We start from the raw sequence: 23504 nt of genomic DNA on the forward strand, positions 1-23504 counted from the left end.
CTGAAAACTTATAAAAATCTATAAAAAATTATAAAATTTTATGTTCCATTCCTTTTTCAACGTATCTGCTTTTACTATAAATAAATTTATAGCTACTTACATTTGATATAATACTCCAAAGGCTTAAATTCCCGACTAACGCATCGGTACATATGGGTAGTGATATTTAGGTAACTAAGCTATTGATTTTCCGTAATTCATAAGGTTTATACTTGCATTTTTATCTCTGTCAATTACATTATTACATTTTTCGCACTTATAAACCCTATCACGAAGCTCCAAGTTATTTTTTATTGATCCACAGCAAGAACATATTTTACTACTTGCATAAAATCTATCTGCAACTATAAATTTAATATTATTCCATAGTGATTTATACTCTATTTGTCTATAAAATTCATAAAAGCATTGTTCTGCTACAGTTTCTGATAAATGCTTATTTTTCATCATACCTCTTACATTTAAGTCTTCTAAAACAATAAATTTTGGTTTTCGATTTATTATTTCGGTAGTTACTTGATGTAAATAATTATGACGAATATTTGTTAATCGGTGATTAAGTTTTAATAATTTCTTTTCGGCTTTTATAATGTTACTTGTTTTGCAGTAACTATCTCCTTTCTTATTTATTAGATATTTTTTAGATATCTGACGTTGTAACCTACGTTTTTTCTTTTTTAACTTTCTTATCTTTTGAGTTTTATTTATATTTTTGTAAGGTTTATCAATATTACTACATATTGCTAAATCTTTTATCCCCAAATCTATACCTATTCCTTCATTTGTTGGAATTTCAATACTATCATTGTATTCAATACCTACACTAATCCACCAGTTAATACCATCAAATGTTACTCTTGGGTTGAGATATTTACTATTTGTTGGTACTTTGTTTTTTTCAGCAAGCTTTATCCAGTTAAACTTTTGTTTATTTTTCTTTCTACTTAATGTTAATTTTTCGAGTTTAACATGCGTGCCTGTAAATAGGATTTTATCAGTATCTACATAAAAGCTAGGCTTAGACTTTCTTTTACTTTTAAATTTAGGAAAAGACGATTGCCCATTAAAAAATCTTTTGTAAGCCAAGCAAGCATCTTTAATTGATTGTTTAGCTATATTATTAGAATAATCATTAAGCCATTTATATTCTTCTGCCATTTTTAATTTTGTAAATTGTTTTCTTAAGTCGTTATCTGCTAAAAAGCTACCACCATTTTTGTAGTTTTCTTGTTCAGTATTCAATGCCCAATTATAGGCAAAACGGGCTACACCTGCTGATTGAAATAATTTAGTCTTTTGTTTATTATTTGGAATTAGCATTATTTTGAATGTCTTTATCATACTCTATTAACTCCTCAATTATTTTCTTAGCTTTATTATCTATATTCTCCTAAAGCCTACAAATAAATACAGTGTTATTTTCTCTTCTAGTATCTGTTATAAACTTATCTCAATTTTTAAGAATTTGAACCGTTTTTTCCATCTTATTTGCAAATTATAATATTGAGTAATATTTCATTTATTTATTACTTCAATAGCATTATATATAATCAATAAAAATATACTATGGTTTTATGGATTTTTATAGATTTATATTAACTGTTATATACCTCCTTAAATTTTATTAATTTCATTTTATATGTCAAAAACTGGCAGTTGTAATTTGCATTTTTATCCATGCAAATCTTCAATAATTACCCACCTGGGTAATATCTATATAAATCAGATACCAATATAATGAAATTAAAAAACAAATTAGGGGGTGAAGGTAATGAAGTTACTCAAAAATCTAACTTTATGTATATGTATAATCTTAAGCATCTCACTAATAGGATGTTCAAGCAAGACAACTGTTCAAAGCAGCAGTAGCACTAAAGTAACAGAAAACAAAAATACAGATGAAAAATCTGAGGATCAAGAATCATTTACATGCTCAATGTGCAACAAAAAATACCCTATATCTGAAAAGGCAAGTATAAAAAATGTAGAAGGTGCAGTAGTTGCAACTGGTTGTAAATCTTGTATTGCAAAGCTTCCACAAGATGCTGACGATTCAGGAGATCCTCCAATCAATTCTAATAGCTCTACAAAAAAATCATCTAAGAAGCAAACTACAACAAAAAAATCATCTACATTTACATGCCCAATATGCAACAAAAAATACCCTATATCTCAAAAGAGAAGCATTAAAAATGTAGAAGGTGCAGTAGTTGCAACTGGTTGTAAATCTTGTATTGCAAAACTTCCACAAGATGCCGACGATTCAGGAGATACTCCAAGCAAAAAATACGAATGCGGAATTTGTGGTGGAGATTCAAGATATTGCGACTGTTGTAGAGAATGTGGAAATACAGCAGAAGATTGCATATGCTATGACTCAGAAGTCCAAGGCGGAGAAGATTTCTAAGCTTATTACCTCCCTGTTATGATATAATAAATTCAAAAAGCAGGGAGGTTTTCAAATGCTATCATACAACGAACAACTACAATTCGCACTAGAGCTAGCTATCGAAAAGCACAAAAATCAGAAGGACAAATCAGGCAAGCCCTACATACTCCACCCACTTCACGTGATGGAAACTGTAAAAAGCGATGATGCAAAAATAGTAGCAATTTTACACGATATAATAGAAGATACAGATGTAACTGAAAAAGATCTTCTAAATGCAGGACTTTCAAAGCACATAGTAGATGCAATAGTCATGCTTACAAGAACAGACGATATAGATTATATGGATTATGTCAAAAAAGTGAGTTCAAATCCTTTGGCAAAGGAGGTAAAATTAGCCGATTTACAACACAACATGGATTTAAGAAGAATCTCTACTCTAACAGAAAAGGACTTAGACAGAACTAGAAAATATCAAATAGCCTACCATTATTTAATAAACACCAAATAGCTACAAAATATTTTAAAATTTGACAATAATTTGTTACAAAATAGAATTTAGTGGTATAATTATCTGTGAATAAATTTTAAAATATTAAATATGGAGGATGAGGCTTATGTCAAATTTCTTAAAGGAATTTAAAGAATTTGCTCTTAGAGGAAATGTCCTAGATTTAGCAGTCGGTGTTATTATAGGGGGCGCATTCCAAGGTGTAGTTAATTCTTTAGTCCAAGATATAATATCTCCTATAATCGGGCTATTTGCTAATCAAGATTTCAGCAACTTAGTGATAACTCTTGGAGGTGTTCAAGTTAAATACGGTTCTTTTATAACAGCACTTATTAATTTTATAATCATGGCATTTGTTATATTCTTAATAGTTAAAGGTATGAATAAGCTTGCCAGTCTTGGAAAACATGAAGAAGTTGCAGCTACAGAAGAACCTACTACAAAGGTATGTCCTTACTGCTGTAGCGAAATACCAATAAGCGCTACTCGCTGCCCAAATTGTACTTCTGAACTAGAATAATCAGAGATCTAGTAAACTGCTAAAAAATCCACTTTATTATTTAGTACTTTAGCAGTTTACATTTAATCAAAAGTAATCACATTCTAATTTCTTTTCTTACTTTTACATTTATTACAATAATTCATAAAATCAAATGAATTTCGCTATACAATAAAATGTTTATTTTCAAAAATATATTAATATAAAACACTTAAAGTATAAAGTGCGATACACTTTTCTATGTGTTATAATAAAATAAATAGGGATTTTTTTATATATTTTTAGTTTTATAAAGTAAAAGGGGGATTAAAAATGGACTATAATTATTCGAATAATCATGAAGATAATTTTCAAGATGAATCTGCTGAAATAATCGGCTACTGCGGAGTTTGCGATTGCGAAATAAAAGCAAACGACCCATATTATCATTATTATGAATATGATATGATATGCCCTAAATGTGCACAAGATGATTCTATAGCACAATGTGAAAAATGCCATACATACTTTAAAATTGAAGATTTAACAAAATACGAATGTGATGGAAAAGTTCGTTACTTCTGTGAAGCACATGATCCAGAAGACGTAAATAAAATTGATTTTTCTGATGAAGCTTCTTCATCTGAACAAATCTAACAAGTAAAATATTATTTGAGGAGGTATTTTCCACCAGTAACTTTATTTATTTCTTAAAACCACACTATTTTTAATAAAAATCTAGTTAAAAAACACGATATATAAGGAGTGATAAATAATGTTTACATTAAATGGAAAATACACAGATGCTGTTGTCTACACAGATATATGTGAGCAACAAGCAATCTCTCAAATAATAGGACTTTGTAATCACCCTGTTTTTGACGGGGCTAAAATTCGTATAATGCCTGATGTCCACGCTGGTATAGGTTGCACTATAGGAACTACTATTAAATTAAAAGAAAAAAAACTTATTCCAAATATAGTTGGAGTTGATATCGGATGCGGTGTACTCACTACAATATTTAAAACATCTAATTCAATTGATTTCAAAAAATTAGATGATTTTATAAAAAGCAACATACCTAATGGACACGGCGTTCAAAAAAGAAAACATCCTAACTTAGATAAAAATATACAAAAACAAATAAAAGAAATTGTAAATGATTTGAATTTAAAAGAAGTAGACTACTTCATAAATTCTTGTGGTAGCTTAGGTGGTGGAAACCACTATATAGAAATTGGACAAATAGACGACGATACTTACGCTCTATCAGTACACACTGGTTCTCGTAATCTAGGTAAAAAGGTATCTAAACACTTTAGTTTAAGAGCATCCTTTAATATGGCTGGTGGAGATAAGTTAAAAAAAGCTGAACAAGAACTAATTTCAAATCTAAAAAAACAAAATAGAGAAAAAGATATAAACAAGGAATTAATAAATCTCAAGAATAATTTTTCAGACAGAATAATAGGAATTCCAAAGGATTTAGCTTATATTGAAGGTAAAGACTACGAAGACTACATAGAGAATATGATAAAATGCCAAAATATGGCTTTTGAAAATCGTAGACTTATCTCTCAAGATATTTTAGATTTCTTAAAAATAGAAGCTATAGATAAGTTCGACACTGTTCATAATTACATAGAAGATGCAGATGGCTGTATTATAATAAGAAAAGGCTCTATCTCTGCTAAAAAAGGCGAAAAAGTAGCTATTCCACTTAATATGAAGGAAGGAGTTATAATCGCACTTGGAAAAGGCAACGACGATTGGAATCAATCAGCGCCACACGGTGCAGGCCGTCTTCTATCTAGAAGTGAAGCAAAAGAGCTTCTTTCAATGGATGACTTCAAGGACGATATGAATGGTATAAACACTTGGTCTGTATGCGAAGAAACATTAGACGAAGCGCCTCAAGCCTATAAACCTGCTGATTTAATTATTGAGCAAGTTAAAGAAACTGTAGATATTTTATATATCGCAAAACCTGTTTATAACTTTAAATCTAAAATGATCAGAAAATAATATATTGTACAAATACAGTACTAAAAAGGCGAATTTTTACATTCGCCTTTTTTATTCTCAATTGTAGATATGCATATCCTCTCTCAGACCATTGTAATTATATTTAACAACTTTGTGATGCTTATCAATTTAAGGTTGCAATTTCTACCATTTATTTCTTATAATACATAATGTAATAACATATATAGAAAGGACTTTTGATTATGCCAGCTTGGAGTTTTCATATTAAATTAGCTACAGATGTTTCAAATGTTTTAAAATTAAACAAGGAAGAAGAAAATCTTTTTATATTAGCAAACTTAATTCCAGATATAAAATCAGGTTATTTGATACCTATGAAGGATACAGTTGAATCAAGATTTTCTCATTATTATATTTACGAAAATGAATTATGTCTGCCTGACCTTGAAAAATACAGAAATGTATATTGGGATAAGGATGATATTGTATCAACAGGAATTTACTGTCATTTATTATTAGACTACTATTTAAATGGTATGCTTAAAAATGACTATTTTATTTTCGATGACAAAAATACAATAACAGGGATGAAGACAGTAAACGGCGTATTTAACGGGACTAAAGAAGACTGTATTAGATTCAAGCATAAAAACTTCAATATTATCGCAAAATCATTGGGAATAAAAAGCAAATTTACCTTCCCTAAAAAAGATATAACAATTAAGACAGATGCCGGAAGTTACACGATTACGCCTAAAGATATAGAATCTACAGAAAAATGGATTTTCGATAATTACAAGGACCAAATAGATGAATTTCCTCAAAATGAACTGCTTACAGAAGAAGAACTCGGGGCTTTCTTTAAAGATTCATCTGACTTTGTACTAAAACATATACGCTAAAAAAAAGAGATACTTAAAATAGATCTTAAAATCTATCTTTCGTATCTCTTTTTTATCTGAAACTAAGCTGCTTTATTATGTTCTATGTGTTTTTCTTTATTTGCTTTTACAAAGAATACTATTGCAAACAATACTGCTACTACAATACCGATTGTGTTACCTATTTGTGATGGTAATCTAAATCCTTCTGGAGCTTGCATTATATAGCTGAATGTTACAGCTGTCATATATATTGCTGGAGCTACTGTTACCATGTAGTTCTTGTTGTTTTTAAGTAGGAACATACTTCCTGTCCACAACATTATCATCGCTAATGTTTGGTTAGCCCATGAGAAATATCTCCAAATTATATTAAAATCTATAAATGTAAGAGCTACACCTACTGCAAATAGTGGTATGGCTATCATAAATCTAGAACTCAATTTATCTTGTTTTATATTGAATGAATCAGCTATTGTAAGTCTTGCACTTCTGAATGCTGTATCACCAGATGTTATCGGACAAGCTACAACACCTAATACTGCAAGTACTGCACCTACTGGTCCAAGTAGAGTTATTGACATTTCATTTACACCTACTGCTGGAGTACCTCCATAAATTGCTTGTAATTGAGGTTCACCATGGAAGAATGCCATTGCAGCTGCTGCCCATATTAAGGCGATTATACCTTCTGCAACCATTGCTCCGTAGAATACTGGTCTTATTTCTCTTTCGTGTTCTACGCATCTAGCCATAAGTGGTGATTGTGTAGCATGGAATCCTGATATAGCACCACATGCGATTGTTATAAATAAGTATGGGAATAATGGTTTTCCATCTGGATGGAAGTTTTGTAAAGTTATATTTGGTATTTGATAACCTTTAACAATTAATCCACCTGCTATACCAACTGCCATTAATATAAGTGCTGCACCAAATACTGGATATATCTTACCTATGATCTTGTCTACTGGAAGTACAGTTGCCAATATGTAATATGCAAATATTACTGCAACCCAGATTTGTGTATTTACATTAGTTAAAGTATTTAAAAGTCCAGCAGGTCCTGTTACAAATACTACACCTACAAGTACTAATAAAACTACACTAAATACTACCATTATTTTTCTAGCACCTTCACCTAGATATATACCGACAAGTTCTGATGCTGATACACCTTTGTTTTTAAGTGATAAGTAACCAGATAAGAAATCATGTACACCACCTGCAAATATTGTACCAAATACAATCCATAAGAAAGCTGCTGGTCCAAATAATGCACCTTGTATTGCACCAAATATTGGTCCTAATCCTGCTATGTTCAAGAATTGAATTAAGAATATCTTTTTCCAATTCATAGGAACATAGTCTACACCATCTTCCATTGTTGTAGCTGGAGTTGGTAGAGAGTCATCTATCCCAAAGACTTTTTCTACAAACTTACCATAAATAAAATAACCTAGAATTAAAACTATTATTGCTCCGAAAAAGCTAATCATAACAAATCCCTCCCAAATATATTTTTTTTACTAAATGTAAAGTTTAAATATAATGTATAATTATTTCCTTTTGTACTTATATAATAATACTTATATATATAGATAGTATTTTGATTGTCATGAAATGACGTTTTTTGATACATGAAAGGCATTTATATGGTAATAAAATACATGAAAACCATTTTAGGAAAATTCGATTATAATCGTTTTTTGCATTGAATATAATATCGTTATATGAAATAATGTATATGTAAATTTAAAATAATAATAAAAAGGAGAATGTTTTTTGAAGAAAAATAATTACGGTGAACTGGAAGTTGTGCTTCTTAGTAAATAAGAAGTTACAACTATTTAACTCCTTATTTACTAAGTTATAGGAAAATAACTTATAAATAAAGGAGACAACTAAATTGAAATATAAAAATGCAAAAAATATATTACCAGAAGAATTGATAAGCCAAATACAAGAATATATCCAAGGCGATATTATCTACATTCCTATACAGAGAAATAAAGTTTCTTGGGGCGAAAAAAACGGCGCCAAAGACGCCATTAACTCTAGAAATAAAGAAATTTTTGAACTTTACAACAAGGGATACAGCTTAGAGGAGATTCAAGGCATCTTTAATCTGTCAGAATCTAGCATAAGAAAGATAATCTCTAAAATGAAAAAATCAAATCTTTGTCTAGGAGGTAGCGAAAATGAATAGTACAACTTTTGATAAATTACAGCTAAACGACTTAAAAGAGCTAGTTAAAATATACTGTGTTAGCTCTCTAGGAAAGGATTTAATTGACAAATTGACTCCTAAAAAGAATATCAGCGCTGTAAAAAACATGTTAAACGAAAACAACGAAGCTAGAAATATATTAAAAAACAGCAATCATATTCCACTAGAAGGTGTATTTAACTTGCACGGTGTGATAGATAAGGTCGAAAAAGGAATGGTCTTAAATCCAGAGGAACTTATGATGGTCGAAGCCTTCTTGAGAGGATGCAAAAAAATCAAAAATTTCATGAATGACATGAGCTTCTACGGAGAAACTCTATCATCCTATGCCTTGAATATAACAGAATTAAGCTCTATAGAAGAAGAAATAAACTACTGCATAAAATCAAATAAAATTGACTCTAACGCTTCTAGTGAATTAAAGAAAATTCGCCGAAATATAGATATATGTCAATCTAAGATAAACGATAGATTGAATAAGTTTCTGACTTCGAGCTCAAATAAAAAATATATACAGGAATTTCTAATATGCAAAAGGGACGAAAGATATGTAATCCCGATTAAAGCAAACTATAAAAACGAGGTAAAAGGCGTCATCTTAGATACCTCATCAAAGGGAAGCACTGTATTTATAGAGCCTGAAAATATATCTAAATTCAGCTCAGAGCTTATCTCTTTAAAATCAGAGGAGGCAGTAGAGGAATACAAGATTTTATCATATTTAACTGAGTTGATTTTCGAAAAAATTCAGGAGATAAAAATAAATATCGAGGTCATATCAAACTACGATATGATTTTCGCAAAGGCAAAATACAGTTTAAACAACAACTGTATAACGCCTAAAATAAACGATACTGGATATATAAAGCTTAAAAAAGCTAAGCATCCACTATTAAAGGGAGATATAATACCACTAGATTTTGAAATAGGTAAAAACTACAGAAGCTTGATAATAACAGGTCCAAATGCAGGTGGCAAGACCGTTGCGTTAAAAACAGTCGGCGTTTTGACTCTTATGACTCAATGTGGATTTGATATACCTGCTGAAGAAGGAACTGATATATCTATTTTTGAAAACATATTTGTAGATATAGGCGACAACCAAAGTATAGAAAATACGCTTAGTACATTTTCTTCTCACATCCAAAATATAGCTTCTATAATAAACAAAAGCAATAAATCAACACTCATCCTATTAGACGAAATAGGAAGTGGAACCGAGCCAAATGAAGGTGCAGCACTTGCAATCGCTGTATTAGAAGAGCTATACGAAATGGGATGCATAACAGTAGCATCTACCCACTACGGCGAGCTGAAAAAATACGCCAAATTACATCCTGACTTTGAAAATGCAGGTATGATGTTTGACAAAGACACTTTAGAGCCACTTTACAAGCTGACTATCGGCCATTCTCAAAGCAGTAATGCATTATTTATTTCTAAAAAAATGGGAATTAGAGATAAGGTGCTTAAAAAAGCAAATGACTATATAAACAACAAAGACTACGATATAAAATTAGTTGATAGTAGAAAAATAAGAACAGAAAGCGATATAGATATAATCCCTAGCAAAGTTTACGACTACGAAATAGGCGATAAGATAAAACTTTTAGATAAAGACGACTACGGTATTGTATATACTCCAGTCGATAAATTTAATAATCTAGAGGTTTTATATAAGGATGAGTTTATCACAGTAAATGTAAAGAGAACTGAGCCTTATCTAAAGGCAAAAGATCTATATCCTGAAGGCTACGATTTAAACAGCTTATTCGTTTCTTTTGAAGATAGAAAATTAGAAAAAGACATAGCTAGAGGATCTAAAAAAGCTCTAAAAAAAATTCAAAAGGAAATCAGAAGCAAAAAACAATAAAAATCGAGAGGTTGTTGCAAGCTCGCAACAACCTCTTTTTTAACAATTCTCTTTTAAAATCTTTCTAACATACTTAAATCCATCAGAAAATTTTTCAAACATATTTTCAAATTCAATATTAAACTTGCAGTCGACCATCCAGAGCCCGTTTTTTTTGTACATAGAGACGCTTTTATCTGAGTCGGTCCATCTATATACCCTATTAGTCTTTTCATATACCCAGTCCAAATTTGAATTTACCTTTGCCATATCGTTTAAAATATCAATAGCATCGCTGTATCTTTTTTTAGGGTCTACACTCAAGCATTTTTCAGTTATCTCAATCAACTGCCTTGGTATATGGGGGTAGTATTTTTTTCTAGTCGGGAAAGTTCCATTTACTATAGATATTTTTAAATCGTTCAAATTCTTGCTTTTTTTTACCTGTCTATTATACTCCTCTTCCCCATTACACATTCTATATAAAGTATTTCCAAATTGATAAATATCTACATAGACATCTACCTTCGAGCTATAGCACTGCTCTGGTGCAATATGCTTGTAGTAGACGTTTTTTAATTTCCCGACACCATTTGAATTTATATTTATCGACGACCCAAAGTCGGTCAAAACTGCACAATTATTTTTATCTATTAATATATTGCTGGGCTTTATATCGCAGTGTAAGATTTGATTTTTATGAATATAGTAAATTCCACTCAATATATCTAGTGAGTACTTTACTATTTCCCTGACTGTTAGATTTCTAGTCTGCATTATATCCTGTAAAGATCCATTTTTATAATACGGCATAGATATATAGATGTAATCATCGTCGTATGTAGCGTAATTTACCTTTACAATATTTCTATTTTCTATACTTTTGATTTTTCTGACCTCATCGAAATACTTATTGCTCTCCTTGATTTTATTTTTATCGATTTGCTTTAGCATGAAAATTTCCTTTAACTGTGTATCCTCGACTATATATAGAGAAGAGTTAGCCCCGTGTGATTGTATCTTTTCTACGACTTTCATATTTAACTTTGAATTTATTTCCATGCCATAACTCCCCTACTTAGGAATAATTCCTCCAAAACACCTTGCATCTTTATAGAATTTGTAATTTTATCGCAAAAATCCTTCGCTTCTATATCATGGCTCTCTCTAAAATCCCCGATGTCGACTTTGTAGTATTTTATATCGTATTCATCTATGAAAATATTTGTCAAATTTCTAATATAATTTAGCTTCTGAGCTGTAGAATAGCTATTTGGCAAAACTAGCTCATTTCTCTTTATTATTTTTTTATTGTTGGCAAAGCTTCTAAATATATTAAATTCTACCTTTCCACCATTTATGTACATATCAATATATATCATAATTTTCAACTCCTCATTTTATACTAATATATAATATGAAGGAAAAATAAAAAGATGAACTATATTAATTCATCTTTTTTAGTATTATCTCGATTTCAAATATACAATGCCATTTCCCTGAATCGTTCTCGGATAATCCAAGGTCTTTGTGAATTTTATCAGCTGTGCATATAACTCCTCTGGTGTGAGTTCTCGCTGAAATTCATCGTCTGACCAGTTTTTTAAAAGGGCTAAGCTTCCTGTCACATGAGGTGCAGCCATGCTCGTTCCACTCAAGCTAGCGTAGGTATTGCCTGGATAGGTGGAGATAATATCTACTCCTGGAGCTACACAATCTATTACTAAGTTCGAATTTGAAAAGGATGCCGGCACAGATTTCTTGTCGACTGCTCCTACTGATATTACATCTACATATGAGGCTGGATACGAATATTCAAAATCGTCATAATTGCCGTCTCCCTCGTTACCGGCTGCACAGACTATCGATATTCCGTTTTTAACTGCATTATTTACAGCCCTCTCTAATTTATCGTCGCTTACTCCCATTCCAAGAGACATCGATATTATATCCACATCTAAATTTACAGCGTAATTTATAGCATTTACAACCCAGCTGAGTTTTCCGGAGCCTGTTTGATCTATCGCCTTTAATATATAGAGCTCAGCCTCTGGAGCTACTCCTACTATAGAATTATTTTTGCCATCTGCTGCGATTATTCCCGCTACATGTGTGCCGTGACCTACTCTATCTGTAACTATATTGGGATTTTTCATATCCTCAGTAGTAAAATTTCTAACTCCAGCTATATTATCCCTCAAGCTTACATGATTTACATCGCATCCAGAATCTATAATCGCCACTTTTACTCCCTGACCCTTATAAGATGATTTCCACATATTTTGAGCTGCTATCATATTTACACCATACGGAGATATTTTATTTTTAACTCTTAGATTATCTCTATTCATTGTATATGGAATTAATCTAACCTCTAACTCCTTGACTTCTTTTAAATTTTTTTTCATATATATCCCTCATTACTATAGAAACTCTTTATTTTAATATATTATTTATAAATTTAATTTGTTCCTATTGCCTTTTTAGTAAAAATCGAAAAAAAAATGGACCAAAGTCCATTTTATTCTACTTTATCTTTAATTGTTAAAAATAGCTTGGCAGTTGCAAGTGTGTCGCTGTTTGCTCTATGGGCGTTTTCATTTACTATATTGTAGTACTCACAGGCTGTTGCGAGCTTTTTATTTTTGCCCTTGTAGGATTTACATTTTTTTAACATCTCTAATGTACATATATGATTTGTTATCGGCTCTAAATCAAGCAACTTTAAGTAGTAATTTAAAAATTTAAGGTCGAATTTTGCATTATGTGCGATTATAGTTGTATCTGAGACGTACTTTCTAAACTTAGGAAGTACAGTTTCTATAGTCTGTGCATCTTTTACCATATCGTTATCTATATTTGTCAAGGCTGTTATATTTGAAGGTATTATTCCCTTTGGCTTTACTAGTCTTGAATAATTTTTTCCGATTTTGCCGTTTACTATTTCAGTGACACCGATTTCTATGATTTCACACCCAGCGTATGGATCTAGTCCTGTTGTCTCTAAGTCTACAACAATATATTTTTCGTCTGTATATCTATTCATTTAAGTCTCCTTTTTTTCGTATAATTTATAATTATAACATTTTATCTATATTATTTTAAAAATAATTTAAGTAATTTCATCTTAAAATCGTCGTAAGGCAAATACCTTATAGGCAAATCTATCCAGTTGTATTTTTTCACTATAGATCTTCTATGTGTAAATGTATCGAAGCTTTGTTTTCCATGGTAAGAACCCATTCCGCTGTTTCCAACTCCACCAAACGGCATTCTAGAAGTAGCTAGCTGGATTATAGTGTCGTTTATACATCCTCCGCCGAAAGATATATTTTTTAAAATCCTATTTTCTATTTTTTTGTTTTTAGTAAATAAATACAAAGCTAGAGGCTTTTCTCCCTGTAAAATTATATTTTCTGCTTCTTCTATATCGTCAAATGTTATTATTGGAAGTATCGGACCGAATATTTCCTCCTTCATGATCGGGGAGTCTAGTGTAATTTTATCTAATATTGTAGGCTCTATTTTGAGGTTTTCTCTGTCGATATCTCCTCCGTGCACGATTTTTTCGCCCTTTATTAAATTCACCAGTCTATTAAAATGCTTCTCGTTTATTATATTTGTATAGCTATCATTTTGCAGAGGTTCATTTGTATAAAATAACGCTATAGTTTCCTTTAAATATTTTATAAACTCTTCCTTCACGTCGCTTTGAAGCAGTAGATAATCCGGTGCAACACATGTTTGGCCTGAATTTAGGTATTTTCCAAATACAACTCTCTTAGCTGCAACTTTTAAATCTGCACTTTTTTCTACTATACAAGGACTCTTGCCACCTAATTCTAAGGTCACCGGAATTAAATTTTTAGCAGCCTTTTCCATAACTATCTTTCCAACAGCTACTCCTCCAGTGAAGAAAATATAGTCTAGCTTTTCTTCTAGAAGCTTATTTACTACTTCTCTATTTCCATTTACTACAGTTATATATTCTTCTGGAAAAGTTTCAGATATCATTTCAGATATTACTTTTGATGTATACTTAGAATCTCTTGAAACCTTCAAAATAGCACAGTTCCCAGCAGCAATCGCACCGACAAGAGGCTCTATACAAAGTAAAAAGGGGTAATTCCAAGGAGATATTATAAGTGTAACTCCATAAGGCTCCTTAGTTATAAAGCTTTTTGAGTGAAATTGGCTCAGTGGAGTCAAAACTCTCTCGTCCTTTGACCATTTTTTTACACGTTTTTTTATAAACGTCAAATCACTCAAAGTAAGCCCGACCTCTGCCATATAAGATTCAAATTCTGATTTATTTAAATCCTTTTTCAAAGCCTCCTCTATTTTAACTTCGTATTTTTTTATCACCTGCTCTAGCTTACCTAAAGCATTTATCCTAAAATCTACATCCTTAGTCCTTCCCGTCTTGAAAAACTCCCTTTGTTTTCTCACTATATCACTTATATCCATATTATCACCTATTTAAAATTTAATTATATTTTTTGCTTATCCTATACTAAAAATTATATCATAATAAGCTCGTATATAATCAAATCACAGCAAATAAAAAAATCTTCTCAAGGAAGATTTTTTCTAATTCAATCTAGGTTGTCAAACTATCAGCTGGCTGTAAGTCAACTTTTATATCTATAAATATATTTTCATATTCCATATCCTCAATAAATAAATCTAAAATATTGTTCATCTCATCCTCATACTCCTCTTGGCTGAGCTTATATAAAAGAGCGTCCTCAAATAAATCCATCAAATCAAGATAAAAATTATTTAAAACATAAAAATACCCATCTTTTATATTTCTAAGCTTATCTACAGTATCTAATTTTTTTACTATATCATTTACAATATCGATATTTTTGACTTTTATCTGTCTTACTGAATACACGTATCTACCGACAGCCGCTAATATATCTATTGATAAATCATCTATAGTGTAGTTTCCCTCTTTATTATACAAATAATTCCCGTAATTTTTTATTTTATTTTCTATATCCTCGTCGATTTGGTTATAGGGACTTTTGTTTATATCTTGAATTATCAAGTAATTTCTTATGTCTTCATTATTTTCTAGTGCCTCATCTAAAATATGTAAATTATATGCATCGTATAGAGGATCATGGGCATCTCCACTAAACTCCATATTTGACAATTCCAATAGATGGGTTAAAGATATGTAGTTCATGCATTTAATTCCGTATTTTAAATATTTTTCCTTGATATCTACAAAGAAGCTTTGAATATTATTTAGAAAACGAGGATGGTTGTTCTTTTGCGCACTTATTCTATCTGTATTTTTAAAACAAGTCAAATCTAAATTTCCAAAAGTGTAAATTCCCTCAATCTCATCAAAATTACCTAACCAATGTTTAAATGATCTCATCACACTTTCATAAGTAGGAGCATTTTCTAAGTCTTCTGTGGTAATGTGCGTTAATTCTTCTATATGTGGGTAAACTGTTTTTGTTAAAATAGGTTTTATCAGAGATTTAAATTCTTCTATCTGTTTAGTCTTAGTATCGTATTTTATAGCTCCAATAGCTATCAAGTCTGCCTTAAATCCCTCTCTTTTATTGTTTTTTGTGTTATTCATATTCATTTCAAAGTCCATATATATTTTTTTCATACAATTCCCCCAATCATAAAACATATATTATATTTTACCACAAAATTTTAAGTGTAGTTATATAATTATAAAAATACCCTCTACATAAAAATACTTGCTCTTTATGTAGAGGGTTTATTAATTAATTTATCAAAAAATTTTACTCAAATCTATCTAAGAAAGAATGTCTAACACCATCTTGTTCCCATCCTAAAACAGAGTCTAAATAAACATTATTTGCGGCCTTAAATATTGACTTTTCGACTTCTTGGTAATGTTCACCTAGATTTTTTATAAGCTCCTTGATTTCGTAGCGCTTATTTCCTGTCTTTTTAGCTGCGACCATGCATGCGCAGTTAAGCGGCATAATTCCACTATTTTGGATAAATCTTATTATACTTTCCTCTCTTATATAGTATAGAGGTCTTATTATCTGCATTTTTTCGAAGTTAGTAGATTTTAGCTTAGGAAGCATTGTCTTGAAATTTCCAGCGCATAGTAGGTTAAGCATTGTAGTTTCTATTACATCGTCAAAATGATGTCCTAGAGCTAATTTATTACATCCTAATTCCTCTGCCTTATTGTACAGTGCACCCCTTCTCATACGTGCACACATATAGCATGGATAGTCCTCTGCAATTTCTCCTGCCACATCGAAAATATTAGTCTCAAATATTGTAAGCGGAATATTTAAATACTCACAATTGTCTTCAAGTAGCTTTCTGATGTTTTTATGATAACCAGGATCCATCGCAAGGTAGACTAAGTCAAATTTAACTTGGCCATGCTTTTGCAATTCCTGAAACATCTTCGCCATAAGAAGACTGTCCTTCCCACCAGAAATTGCGACTGCTATTTTGTCGCCTTCCTCTACTAGATTATAATCCTTTATAGCCTTTATAAATTTAGACCATGTATATTTTCTATATTTTTTTATTATACTTTTTTCTATTTCTCTTAAAGGCTTTCTCTCTTCTGTAGGCATAATTATATTACACCCATCACCTGCTAATTTTCCCATTAAATCACCTCAATTAATTTAAACATAAAATTAATTTTATCATATTTTACAATATACCTTCAAGTATATAAGCTATATATTTAAACGCTTATGTAACATTTAAACCTTCTTTTAATATTATATATTAAGGTAGACATTTGCTAAAGTTTCTATCATATCATCAAGGAGGTTTAACATAATGGAAAAAAATAGAGGTATTAAGAATAATTGCGGTGATCAGCTTGCAAGACCTTACATTAACGATCAGGTTTTGACAAAAATGTACAATCTATGTAAAGCGCTAGAATACGGTAGCTTATTTCCAGAATTATACTTGTTCAATTCTGAAAATTACAACGCTTGCCTTTATAAATCACCTAAAAATAGACTGGGAGGTAGAAGATAATGAGATCATCAGCATGTAGATACGACCTAATAAAAGCAGTTATGGAGCTTGGATTTGCAGCTGTAGATATGAATTTATATCTAGACAACAATCCAGAAGACAAAACTGCTGTAAACGCTTACAATTCTTTTGTCTCTCAATATGCACAGGCTAGATGTGCCTACGAAAAAAAATACGGTCCTTTAACAAATTTTGGATATGCTCCAAGTGTTTGTCCATGGAAGTGGGTTGAATCACCTTGGCCATGGGAAAAAGAATTTTATATGTAAGAGGAGGATTTAGATATGTGGATTTACGAAAAAACATTGGAATATCCAGTAAATTTAAAATGCCGCGACCTTAGAATGGCAAAACTTATAATGACTCAGCTAGGCGGACCTAATGGGGAACTAGGTGCAGCAATTAGATATTTACAACAGAGATATACTATGCCTACTGGAAAAACAAAGGGATTACTGACAGATATAGGCACTGAGGAATTAGCTCATGTAGAGATAATTTCATCTATGATTTATCAGCTTACAGATGGTGCAACTCTTGATGAATTAAAGGCAGTTGGCATGGATACTAATTACGCCCAATTTGGTTATGGAATTCAACCAACGGATTCAAACGGCGTTTGTTTCACTACATCATATATTAACGTCTTCAGCGACCCTGTAACTGACCTACACGAAAATATGGCAGCTGAGCAAAAAGCTTTGGCAACATATTATCAATTGATAAATTTAACAGATGACCCTGATATAAAAGAGGTTCTAAGCTTTTTAGGTCAAAGAGAAATAACACATTATCAGAGATTTGGAGAAGCTTTGATGGAGGTATACGATTTTACCGAATGTAAAAAAATATTCTAAAATCTATAAAATCGACTATTTGGTTACAAAAAGTTACAAAACACTAGATGCAAAATACCTATCTAGTGTTTATTTTTATATAATTTTTACCTTCTATTGTATAATTTTAATACTATATTTAACATCAAAAAGAAAGTCTTTCTTATTTTAATATCAAAAACTATTTACAAATAGTTACAATTTTGTAATAATATATATAAAGAGAGAAACAACTTGTTACAATTTAGTTGTTTTTACCAAATGAGGAGAGTGAATATATGAATTTCGATTTAAAAAAGGCTCTTATAGGTACAGCTATAGTTTTACCTGTTATGGGTCTATCAATTTCAAATGCGGATAGTATAGAAAGTTTAATTATAAATGGATCAGTTAATTTTAGAGTTGCACCAAGCAAAGACTCTACTAAAATAGATAAATTACAAAAAGGTGAAAAAGTTGAATATTTAGGAGAATCAGGTAACTGGTATAAAGTAAAATACAATGGACAAACGGGTTACATATATAAAACATATGCATCAGTATCTTCTACTGCTGAAGAAACTAACAACTTAGTTAAAATTGTAAATTGTTCTTCTTTAAATCTTAGATCTGGAGCCGGAACAAATTATTCAATTATAAAGACTTTATCTAAAGGTACACAAGTTACTGTTTTATCTACTAGCGGTAATTGGTCTAAAGTATCAGTAAACTCAACTACTGGATATGTATATTCTTCATATTTATCTTCAGTTAGTAGTACTGCTGATGACCAAGTTGAAAATAATACTACAAATGAAGACACAAATGTAAAATATTATAGATATACAAGCACTACTTTAAACTTTAGACAAAATGCTAGTACAAGCTCTAGTGTAATATGTAAATTACCTAAAAATACTAAAGTAGGAGTTGTTTCTGTTTCAAGTACTGGATGGGCTAAAGTAAAATACAACGGTTCATTTGGATATGTTTCTAATTCTTATTTATCAGAAACTCAAGTTGGACTAACTGCTGAAAAAGATTCTAATTACGATTCTTCTACTACTAAGAGTCAAAAAATAGATAAAATAATAAGTATTGCAAAATCTAAATTAGGTTGTACATACGTAAGAGGATCTGAAGGTCCTAACACTTTTGATTGTACAGGTCTTACTTATTACTTATACAAACAAGTAGGTATAACTATACCAAGAGGAACTGCTGATCAAAAGAATGTTGGTTCTTATGTTTCTAAAAGCGACTTACAACCTGGAGATTTAGTATTCTTAGATACTAAAGGTAACGATGGTATTATAGACCATGCTTCTATATATATAGGAAACAACACTATAATCCACGCCAACTCTGTTGCAGGAAAGGTGTGCACATCTGACCTTACTACAAATTACTACAAAAATGCTTACGTTTCTGCAAGAAGAGTATTAGATTAATAACGAAATATCAGAGACCGATATAAAAATGTCGGTCTCTTTTTAATTTGCAAAACACGAATTAAATATATGAAAGTATACTTATTTTAGTTTCTTCATTTAAAGTAGTAAATCTCGATAAATTCTCACTTTCGGTATTTGTCAAAAATTGCATATAAAGTATCAGCTCTTTGATATCTTCACTCTCTGGCGTATTGTAATATGAAAAATACAAATTTTTTATATACTTTAGATAGCATTTATTAATCCTCAAATGTACATAGCCCTTTTCTTCTTTTTCCAAAGCTTCACTAAATAATCGTTGTAGCTTCTTATATGCATACTCGTATTCTCTATTTATAAATAAATCTTCAAAACCTTCATCAATGGATCTTTTGATATTTATTATTTTATCTCTAGTAAAAATCAAATTAAGATAATAATTATTTCGGCTGTACTTATATTGATAAAAATCAACTACACCTGCCATATAAACACTCCTTACCTATAACTTTCTTATTTACTATTATTTTCAAATTATATGAATTTAATACATAAAATATATTTATTTTTTTAAATTTTTGCATTAAAAAAGACTGGATAGTCACCAGCCTATTTTTCGACTCATTATAAAACTCTCTTAGCTCTAACAAATGCATTATTGTAGTAATTAGAAAAATCAGATATAACGACCTTCTCCTTAGATGAAGACGAATGTATGAATTGATTAGAGCCTATGTATATACCAACATGAGATACATTTCCGTCATTTTCTCCACTTGTATCGAAAAACACTAGATCTCCAACCTTTAAATTACTCTTGCTTACAGTAGTGCCGTAATTACTCTGTTCTTTAGATGTTCTCGGCAAGGTTATATTTGCAGAATTTTTAAATACATAATATGTAAATCCTGAACAATCAAAGCTATTTGGTCCTTCAGCACCCCACACGTAAGGCTTCCCTAGCTGTGCTTTTGCAAAAGATATTAATTTATCGATTTTTGCTGAAGAATCACTAGTATTAGATGAACCATTCGAAGATGAAGAGCCCTTTGTATCGCTTAAATATTTAGATGATACATATCCTACTGTCGATCCTACCTGTATTTTAGACCAACCACCATTCGTAGATATCACTTCAACCTGTGTATCTCTAGGTATAGATTTTATTATTGAATAATCTGTCCCTGGACCTTTTCTAACGTTTAATGATGAACAATTCACGTATTTTTTTACAGTCGATACAACGGCTTTTTCACTTAAATACTTGTTGTATACGTAACCTGTAGTAGTCCCTACCTTTACCTTAGACCAGCTTCCAACTACATCTATTTCCTCTACCTCAGTTCCATTAGGTATCGTCTTTATTATGCTGTAATTTGTCCCTGCTCCACTTCTTACATTTAATGCTGAGCAATTGACGTATTTTATTTTTGTCTCTATTTCTGAAATATACTTAGAATAAATATAACCTGTTTGATTGTTGTATTTTGCCTTTGTCCATGAATTCGATGTACTTATGTACTCCACCTTGTCGCCTTTATTAAGCTTAGCTAAAGATTCATAGCTAGTAGATGGTCCCTTTCTAAAGTTTACAGAGTTTCCATTTACAACTCGGTACTCGACTGTGTTTGCATATGCTATTTGATTTTGATTTGTTAAAAAGCTACTCACTGGCAATAACGCTGCCGAGACTAATACAGTAGCTATAATATTTTTGTTAATAAAATTCATATTTTTCAAATGTAATATCGTTTAATATTATTAGATATTACAAATCCTCAACTCCTCTCCAATATTATATTTTTTTTAATTTAATTTTACTCATTCAAGATATTATTATAACTTTCGTATTTTGTCCACCAAAATGGCTAAATAACTTTATTTACCATGTATATTTTCCATTTTTTTGTTTAGACTTTAGTGAATGATTTTTGGAACATAAAATTATTTATACTAATCAAAAAACAATATATTTTTATCGAAAAACAATAAATTTATATTGTTTTTTAGTAAGCATCGTGATATTATATATATTAATAAATTATATTTTAAAAGGGGAATTTAAAAATGAAAAAACTTTTAACTTTAATACCATTTTGCTTATTTGCTATATGCCTTATAGCATACAGCATTATCGGCTCTAGAGTATTAGCCGATGGGACTTTAGATGAGCCATTTTTCCTAGTTTCAATCGCTTGGTTGTTCTTTTTTATAGGGGTTCTTATGGTCGTAGTTCAATCGATCTTCTATTTAAAAAATAAATTTTTTCCAAAGACATTTTAACATATAAGAAAATCTTTATTCTAAAAATGCATAATGTAGATTTTCTTGAAACATATACACGGAAATTATATTTATTAATATTCTTCAAATGAATATAATTTCCTATGTATTATAAATAGAGCTATTATATGAGTTTTTAGACTCGTATAATAGCTCTGTATTTTTCTATTTCTTTCCTGTACTTCCTATTCCGCCTCTGTTTTCAGATTCCATCTCTTCGACTTCTTTGAAAACTAGAGTAGGTTGATTTTTTTCTATTCTAAATTGACATATTCTGTCGTTAAATTCTATCTTAGTATCTCTAAGTGCATATGCTGGCATATACCACCAGTCATTAGGACCGCAGTAAGAGTTGTCTACTATACCGCAGTGGTTAGTTTGGATTATACCGAAGTTTTTAAAAGTACTGCTTCTAGGCACTATATGTGCTTCATATCCTGCTGGCAGCTGCATAGCTACACCTAGTGGTATTAGCTTGAATTCTCCAGCCTTTAATTCAACATCTTCGGCAGCTCTTAGGTCTATCCAGTCTGATTTTCCATCTATATATTCCAATCTCTTTATCTCGTCGTTGAGATATTTTATTTTGATTTCTTCCATATTATCTCTCCTTTTATTTTGACTAAATAATATTATAAATAAATTCAAAGCCCACTTCAAGGCATAAAAGTATTAAAAAAGTAATTTTTATCTATAATCTATATAAAACAAGAACGCTTGACAATATAAATTAATCTGCTTATCTTGAAATTTCTTGCTTTTTTATGATAACATAAATAGTATTTAATAAAGGAGGTTTGTATGAAACTTATACTTGCAGAAAAACCATCTGTCGCCAAAACAATCGCCTCTTTTCTAGGTGCAAAAACTAGACGTGATGGTTATTTTGAAGGAAATGAATATATTGTAACTTACGCCTTTGGTCATTTAGTTTCTCTATACGATATGAAGGATTACGACAAGGAAAAATACTCAGGCTCTTGGAAAATGGCTAATTTTCCCTTCATACCAGATAAATTTAGATTTAAAGTAGATGACTCAAAGCAAAAACAATTTAATATAATAAAAGAACTTTTAAATAAAAACAATATAGAATACGTAATCAATGCAACAGATAACGATCGCGAGGGAGAATTGATTGCATTTCTAATATTTTTACTAGCTAAAAATAAAAAACCAGTAAAGAGAATTCTAGTAAACGAATGGACTCCAAAGGATATCACTAGAGGTCTAGAAAATCTAAAGGATGAAGAAGATATGAGAAATCTTCAAGCTGCAGGATACACTCGTCTGATTACCGACTGGCTGATAGGTATTAATTTTACATCTGTCGCCACTTTAAAATACGGAAACGGCAAGCTTTTAAACATAGGTCGTGTAATACTTCCTACTGTCAAGCTAGTTTACGATAGAGATATGGAGATCAAAAACTTCGTTCCGAAGACGTACTTTGAAATCGAGGGTAATTTTAAATGCAAAAACGGTACATATAAAGGCAAATTGATGAAGGGAAAAGAAAGCAAATTCGACACTGAAGAGGAGGCAATGGCAGTTATAGAGAGCATTACTTCCAAGGAGGGAATAGTTTCCTCTAAAAAGGTAACTAATTCCAAAGAATACGC

26 protein-coding genes are annotated in these 23504 nt (G+C 30.8%); 14 read left to right on the plus strand and 12 right to left on the minus strand.

Annotation, left to right across the window (positions count from 1 at the left end; translation table 11 throughout):
- Positions 1-174 precede the first annotated feature (174 nt).
- Positions 175-1341: an RNA-guided endonuclease InsQ/TnpB family protein gene (locus tag MR593_RS09820; RefSeq protein ID WP_290692365.1), complete on the minus strand. Its 1167-nt coding sequence runs from the start codon at positions 1339-1341 to the stop codon at positions 175-177.
- A 430-nt stretch (positions 1342-1771) separates the two neighbouring features.
- On the opposite strand from MR593_RS09820, the gene MR593_RS09825 reads away from it, so the two are divergent.
- From MR593_RS09825 to MR593_RS09850, 6 genes are all read left to right on the plus strand, one after another.
- Positions 1772-2407 carry a hypothetical protein gene (locus MR593_RS09825; protein ID WP_290692367.1) on the plus strand — a complete coding sequence of 212 codons (636 nt, stop codon included), beginning with the start codon at positions 1772-1774 and terminating at the stop codon, positions 2405-2407.
- A gap of 55 nt (positions 2408-2462) precedes the next feature.
- Entirely contained in the window at positions 2463-2900 is a 438-nt protein-coding gene (locus tag MR593_RS09830) for an HD domain-containing protein (RefSeq protein ID WP_290692369.1), read from the plus strand.
- A gap of 106 nt (positions 2901-3006) precedes the next feature.
- A complete protein-coding gene (gene mscL / locus MR593_RS09835) occupies positions 3007-3420 on the plus strand; it encodes a large conductance mechanosensitive channel protein MscL (RefSeq protein WP_290692371.1) in 414 nt (137 codons plus the stop codon).
- Positions 3421-3711: 291 nt separating this feature from the next.
- Positions 3712-4035 carry a hypothetical protein gene (locus tag MR593_RS09840; protein ID WP_290692373.1) on the plus strand — a complete coding sequence of 108 codons (324 nt, stop codon included), beginning with the start codon at positions 3712-3714 and terminating at the stop codon, positions 4033-4035.
- A 118-nt stretch (positions 4036-4153) separates the two neighbouring features.
- The gene (locus tag MR593_RS09845) at positions 4154-5404 is read left to right on the plus strand and encodes an RtcB family protein (protein WP_290692375.1); all 1251 of its coding nucleotides are present in this window, start codon (positions 4154-4156) and stop codon (positions 5402-5404) included.
- A gap of 203 nt (positions 5405-5607) precedes the next feature.
- The gene (locus MR593_RS09850) at positions 5608-6267 is read left to right on the plus strand and encodes a hypothetical protein (protein WP_290692377.1); all 660 of its coding nucleotides are present in this window, start codon (positions 5608-5610) and stop codon (positions 6265-6267) included.
- A gap of 62 nt (positions 6268-6329) precedes the next feature.
- On the opposite strand, the gene MR593_RS09855 is transcribed toward MR593_RS09850, so the two are convergent.
- Positions 6330-7745, minus strand: coding sequence for a carbon starvation CstA family protein (locus MR593_RS09855; RefSeq protein WP_290692379.1), 1416 nt, complete (start codon positions 7743-7745; stop codon positions 6330-6332).
- Positions 7746-8155: 410 nt separating this feature from the next.
- On the opposite strand from MR593_RS09855, the gene MR593_RS09860 reads away from it, so the two are divergent.
- Together MR593_RS09860 and MR593_RS09865 are read left to right on the plus strand one after the other, a co-directional pair.
- Positions 8156-8455, plus strand: coding sequence for a CD3324 family protein (locus MR593_RS09860; RefSeq protein WP_290692381.1), 300 nt, complete (start codon positions 8156-8158; stop codon positions 8453-8455).
- Positions 8448-10349, plus strand: a complete 1902-nt coding sequence (locus tag MR593_RS09865) for an endonuclease MutS2 (RefSeq protein ID WP_290692383.1) — start codon at positions 8448-8450, stop codon at positions 10347-10349. The genes MR593_RS09860 and MR593_RS09865 overlap by 8 nt, the downstream gene beginning before the upstream one ends.
- Positions 10350-10388: 39 nt before the next feature.
- On the opposite strand, the gene MR593_RS09870 is transcribed toward MR593_RS09865, so the two are convergent.
- From MR593_RS09870 to MR593_RS09900, 7 genes are all read right to left on the minus strand, one after another.
- Positions 10389-11390, minus strand: coding sequence for a serine/threonine-protein kinase (locus tag MR593_RS09870; protein WP_290692384.1), 1002 nt, complete (start codon positions 11388-11390; stop codon positions 10389-10391).
- Positions 11381-11710: a hypothetical protein gene (locus MR593_RS09875; RefSeq protein ID WP_290692386.1), complete on the minus strand. Its 330-nt coding sequence runs from the start codon at positions 11708-11710 to the stop codon at positions 11381-11383. Before MR593_RS09875 ends, MR593_RS09870 begins: the two co-directional genes overlap by 10 nt.
- An 84-nt stretch (positions 11711-11794) precedes the next feature.
- A complete protein-coding gene (locus MR593_RS09880) occupies positions 11795-12736 on the minus strand; it encodes a S8 family peptidase (protein WP_290692388.1) in 942 nt (313 codons plus the stop codon).
- 113 nt (positions 12737-12849) lie between these two features.
- Positions 12850-13374, minus strand: coding sequence for a 3'-5' exonuclease (locus MR593_RS09885; protein WP_290692390.1), 525 nt, complete (start codon positions 13372-13374; stop codon positions 12850-12852).
- Positions 13375-13424: 50 nt separating this feature from the next.
- Complete coding sequence (locus tag MR593_RS09890) at positions 13425-14795, minus strand: aldehyde dehydrogenase (protein ID WP_290692392.1); 1371 nt, start codon at positions 14793-14795, stop codon at positions 13425-13427.
- 133 nt (positions 14796-14928) lie between these two features.
- Positions 14929-15966, minus strand: coding sequence for a 3'-5' exonuclease (locus MR593_RS09895; protein ID WP_290692394.1), 1038 nt, complete (start codon positions 15964-15966; stop codon positions 14929-14931).
- Positions 15967-16105: 139 nt separating this feature from the next.
- Positions 16106-16966: a tRNA 2-thiocytidine biosynthesis TtcA family protein gene (locus MR593_RS09900; protein ID WP_290692397.1), complete on the minus strand. Its 861-nt coding sequence runs from the start codon at positions 16964-16966 to the stop codon at positions 16106-16108.
- A 178-nt stretch (positions 16967-17144) separates the two neighbouring features.
- Here MR593_RS09900 and MR593_RS09905 point away from each other — a divergent pair, with 178 nt between their 5' ends.
- The 4 genes from MR593_RS09905 (at position 17145) to MR593_RS09920 (ending at position 19617) form a co-directional block, all read left to right on the plus strand.
- Positions 17145-17351 carry a spore coat associated protein CotJA gene (locus MR593_RS09905; RefSeq protein ID WP_290692399.1) on the plus strand — a complete coding sequence of 69 codons (207 nt, stop codon included), beginning with the start codon at positions 17145-17147 and terminating at the stop codon, positions 17349-17351.
- Positions 17351-17620: a spore coat protein CotJB gene (locus MR593_RS09910; protein WP_290692400.1), complete on the plus strand. Its 270-nt coding sequence runs from the start codon at positions 17351-17353 to the stop codon at positions 17618-17620. The genes MR593_RS09905 and MR593_RS09910 overlap by 1 nt, the downstream gene beginning before the upstream one ends.
- A gap of 15 nt (positions 17621-17635) precedes the next feature.
- The gene (locus MR593_RS09915) at positions 17636-18208 is read left to right on the plus strand and encodes a manganese catalase family protein (RefSeq protein WP_290692402.1); all 573 of its coding nucleotides are present in this window, start codon (positions 17636-17638) and stop codon (positions 18206-18208) included.
- Between the two features lie 257 nt (positions 18209-18465).
- Positions 18466-19617, plus strand: coding sequence for a C40 family peptidase (locus MR593_RS09920; protein ID WP_290692404.1), 1152 nt, complete (start codon positions 18466-18468; stop codon positions 19615-19617).
- Positions 19618-19678: 61 nt separating this feature from the next.
- On the opposite strand, the gene MR593_RS09925 is transcribed toward MR593_RS09920, so the two are convergent.
- The gene (locus tag MR593_RS09925; protein ID WP_290692406.1) at positions 19679-20086 is read right to left on the minus strand and encodes a hypothetical protein; all 408 of its coding nucleotides are present in this window, start codon (positions 20084-20086) and stop codon (positions 19679-19681) included.
- 137 nt (positions 20087-20223) lie between these two features.
- A complete protein-coding gene (locus MR593_RS09930) occupies positions 20224-21330 on the minus strand; it encodes a C40 family peptidase (RefSeq protein WP_290692408.1) in 1107 nt (368 codons plus the stop codon).
- Between the two features lie 336 nt (positions 21331-21666).
- Here MR593_RS09930 and MR593_RS09935 point away from each other — a divergent pair, with 336 nt between their 5' ends.
- Positions 21667-21882, plus strand: coding sequence for a DUF3955 domain-containing protein (locus tag MR593_RS09935; protein ID WP_290692410.1), 216 nt, complete (start codon positions 21667-21669; stop codon positions 21880-21882).
- A gap of 165 nt (positions 21883-22047) precedes the next feature.
- Here the strand turns inward: MR593_RS09935 and MR593_RS09940 are convergent, their stop codons facing one another.
- Positions 22048-22482 (minus strand): dUTP diphosphatase, encoded by a 435-nt coding sequence (locus MR593_RS09940; RefSeq protein WP_290692412.1) that lies wholly within the window; start codon positions 22480-22482, stop codon positions 22048-22050.
- A 201-nt stretch (positions 22483-22683) separates the two neighbouring features.
- Between MR593_RS09940 and MR593_RS09945 the strand changes: the two genes are divergently transcribed.
- A partial coding sequence (locus MR593_RS09945; RefSeq protein WP_290692414.1) for a DNA topoisomerase occupies positions 22684-23504 on the plus strand: 821 nt, incomplete at its 3' end.

It is taken from the genome of Intestinibacter sp. (genome assembly GCF_022780145.1).
Classification (GTDB): Bacteria; Bacillota; Clostridia; order Peptostreptococcales; family Peptostreptococcaceae; genus Intestinibacter.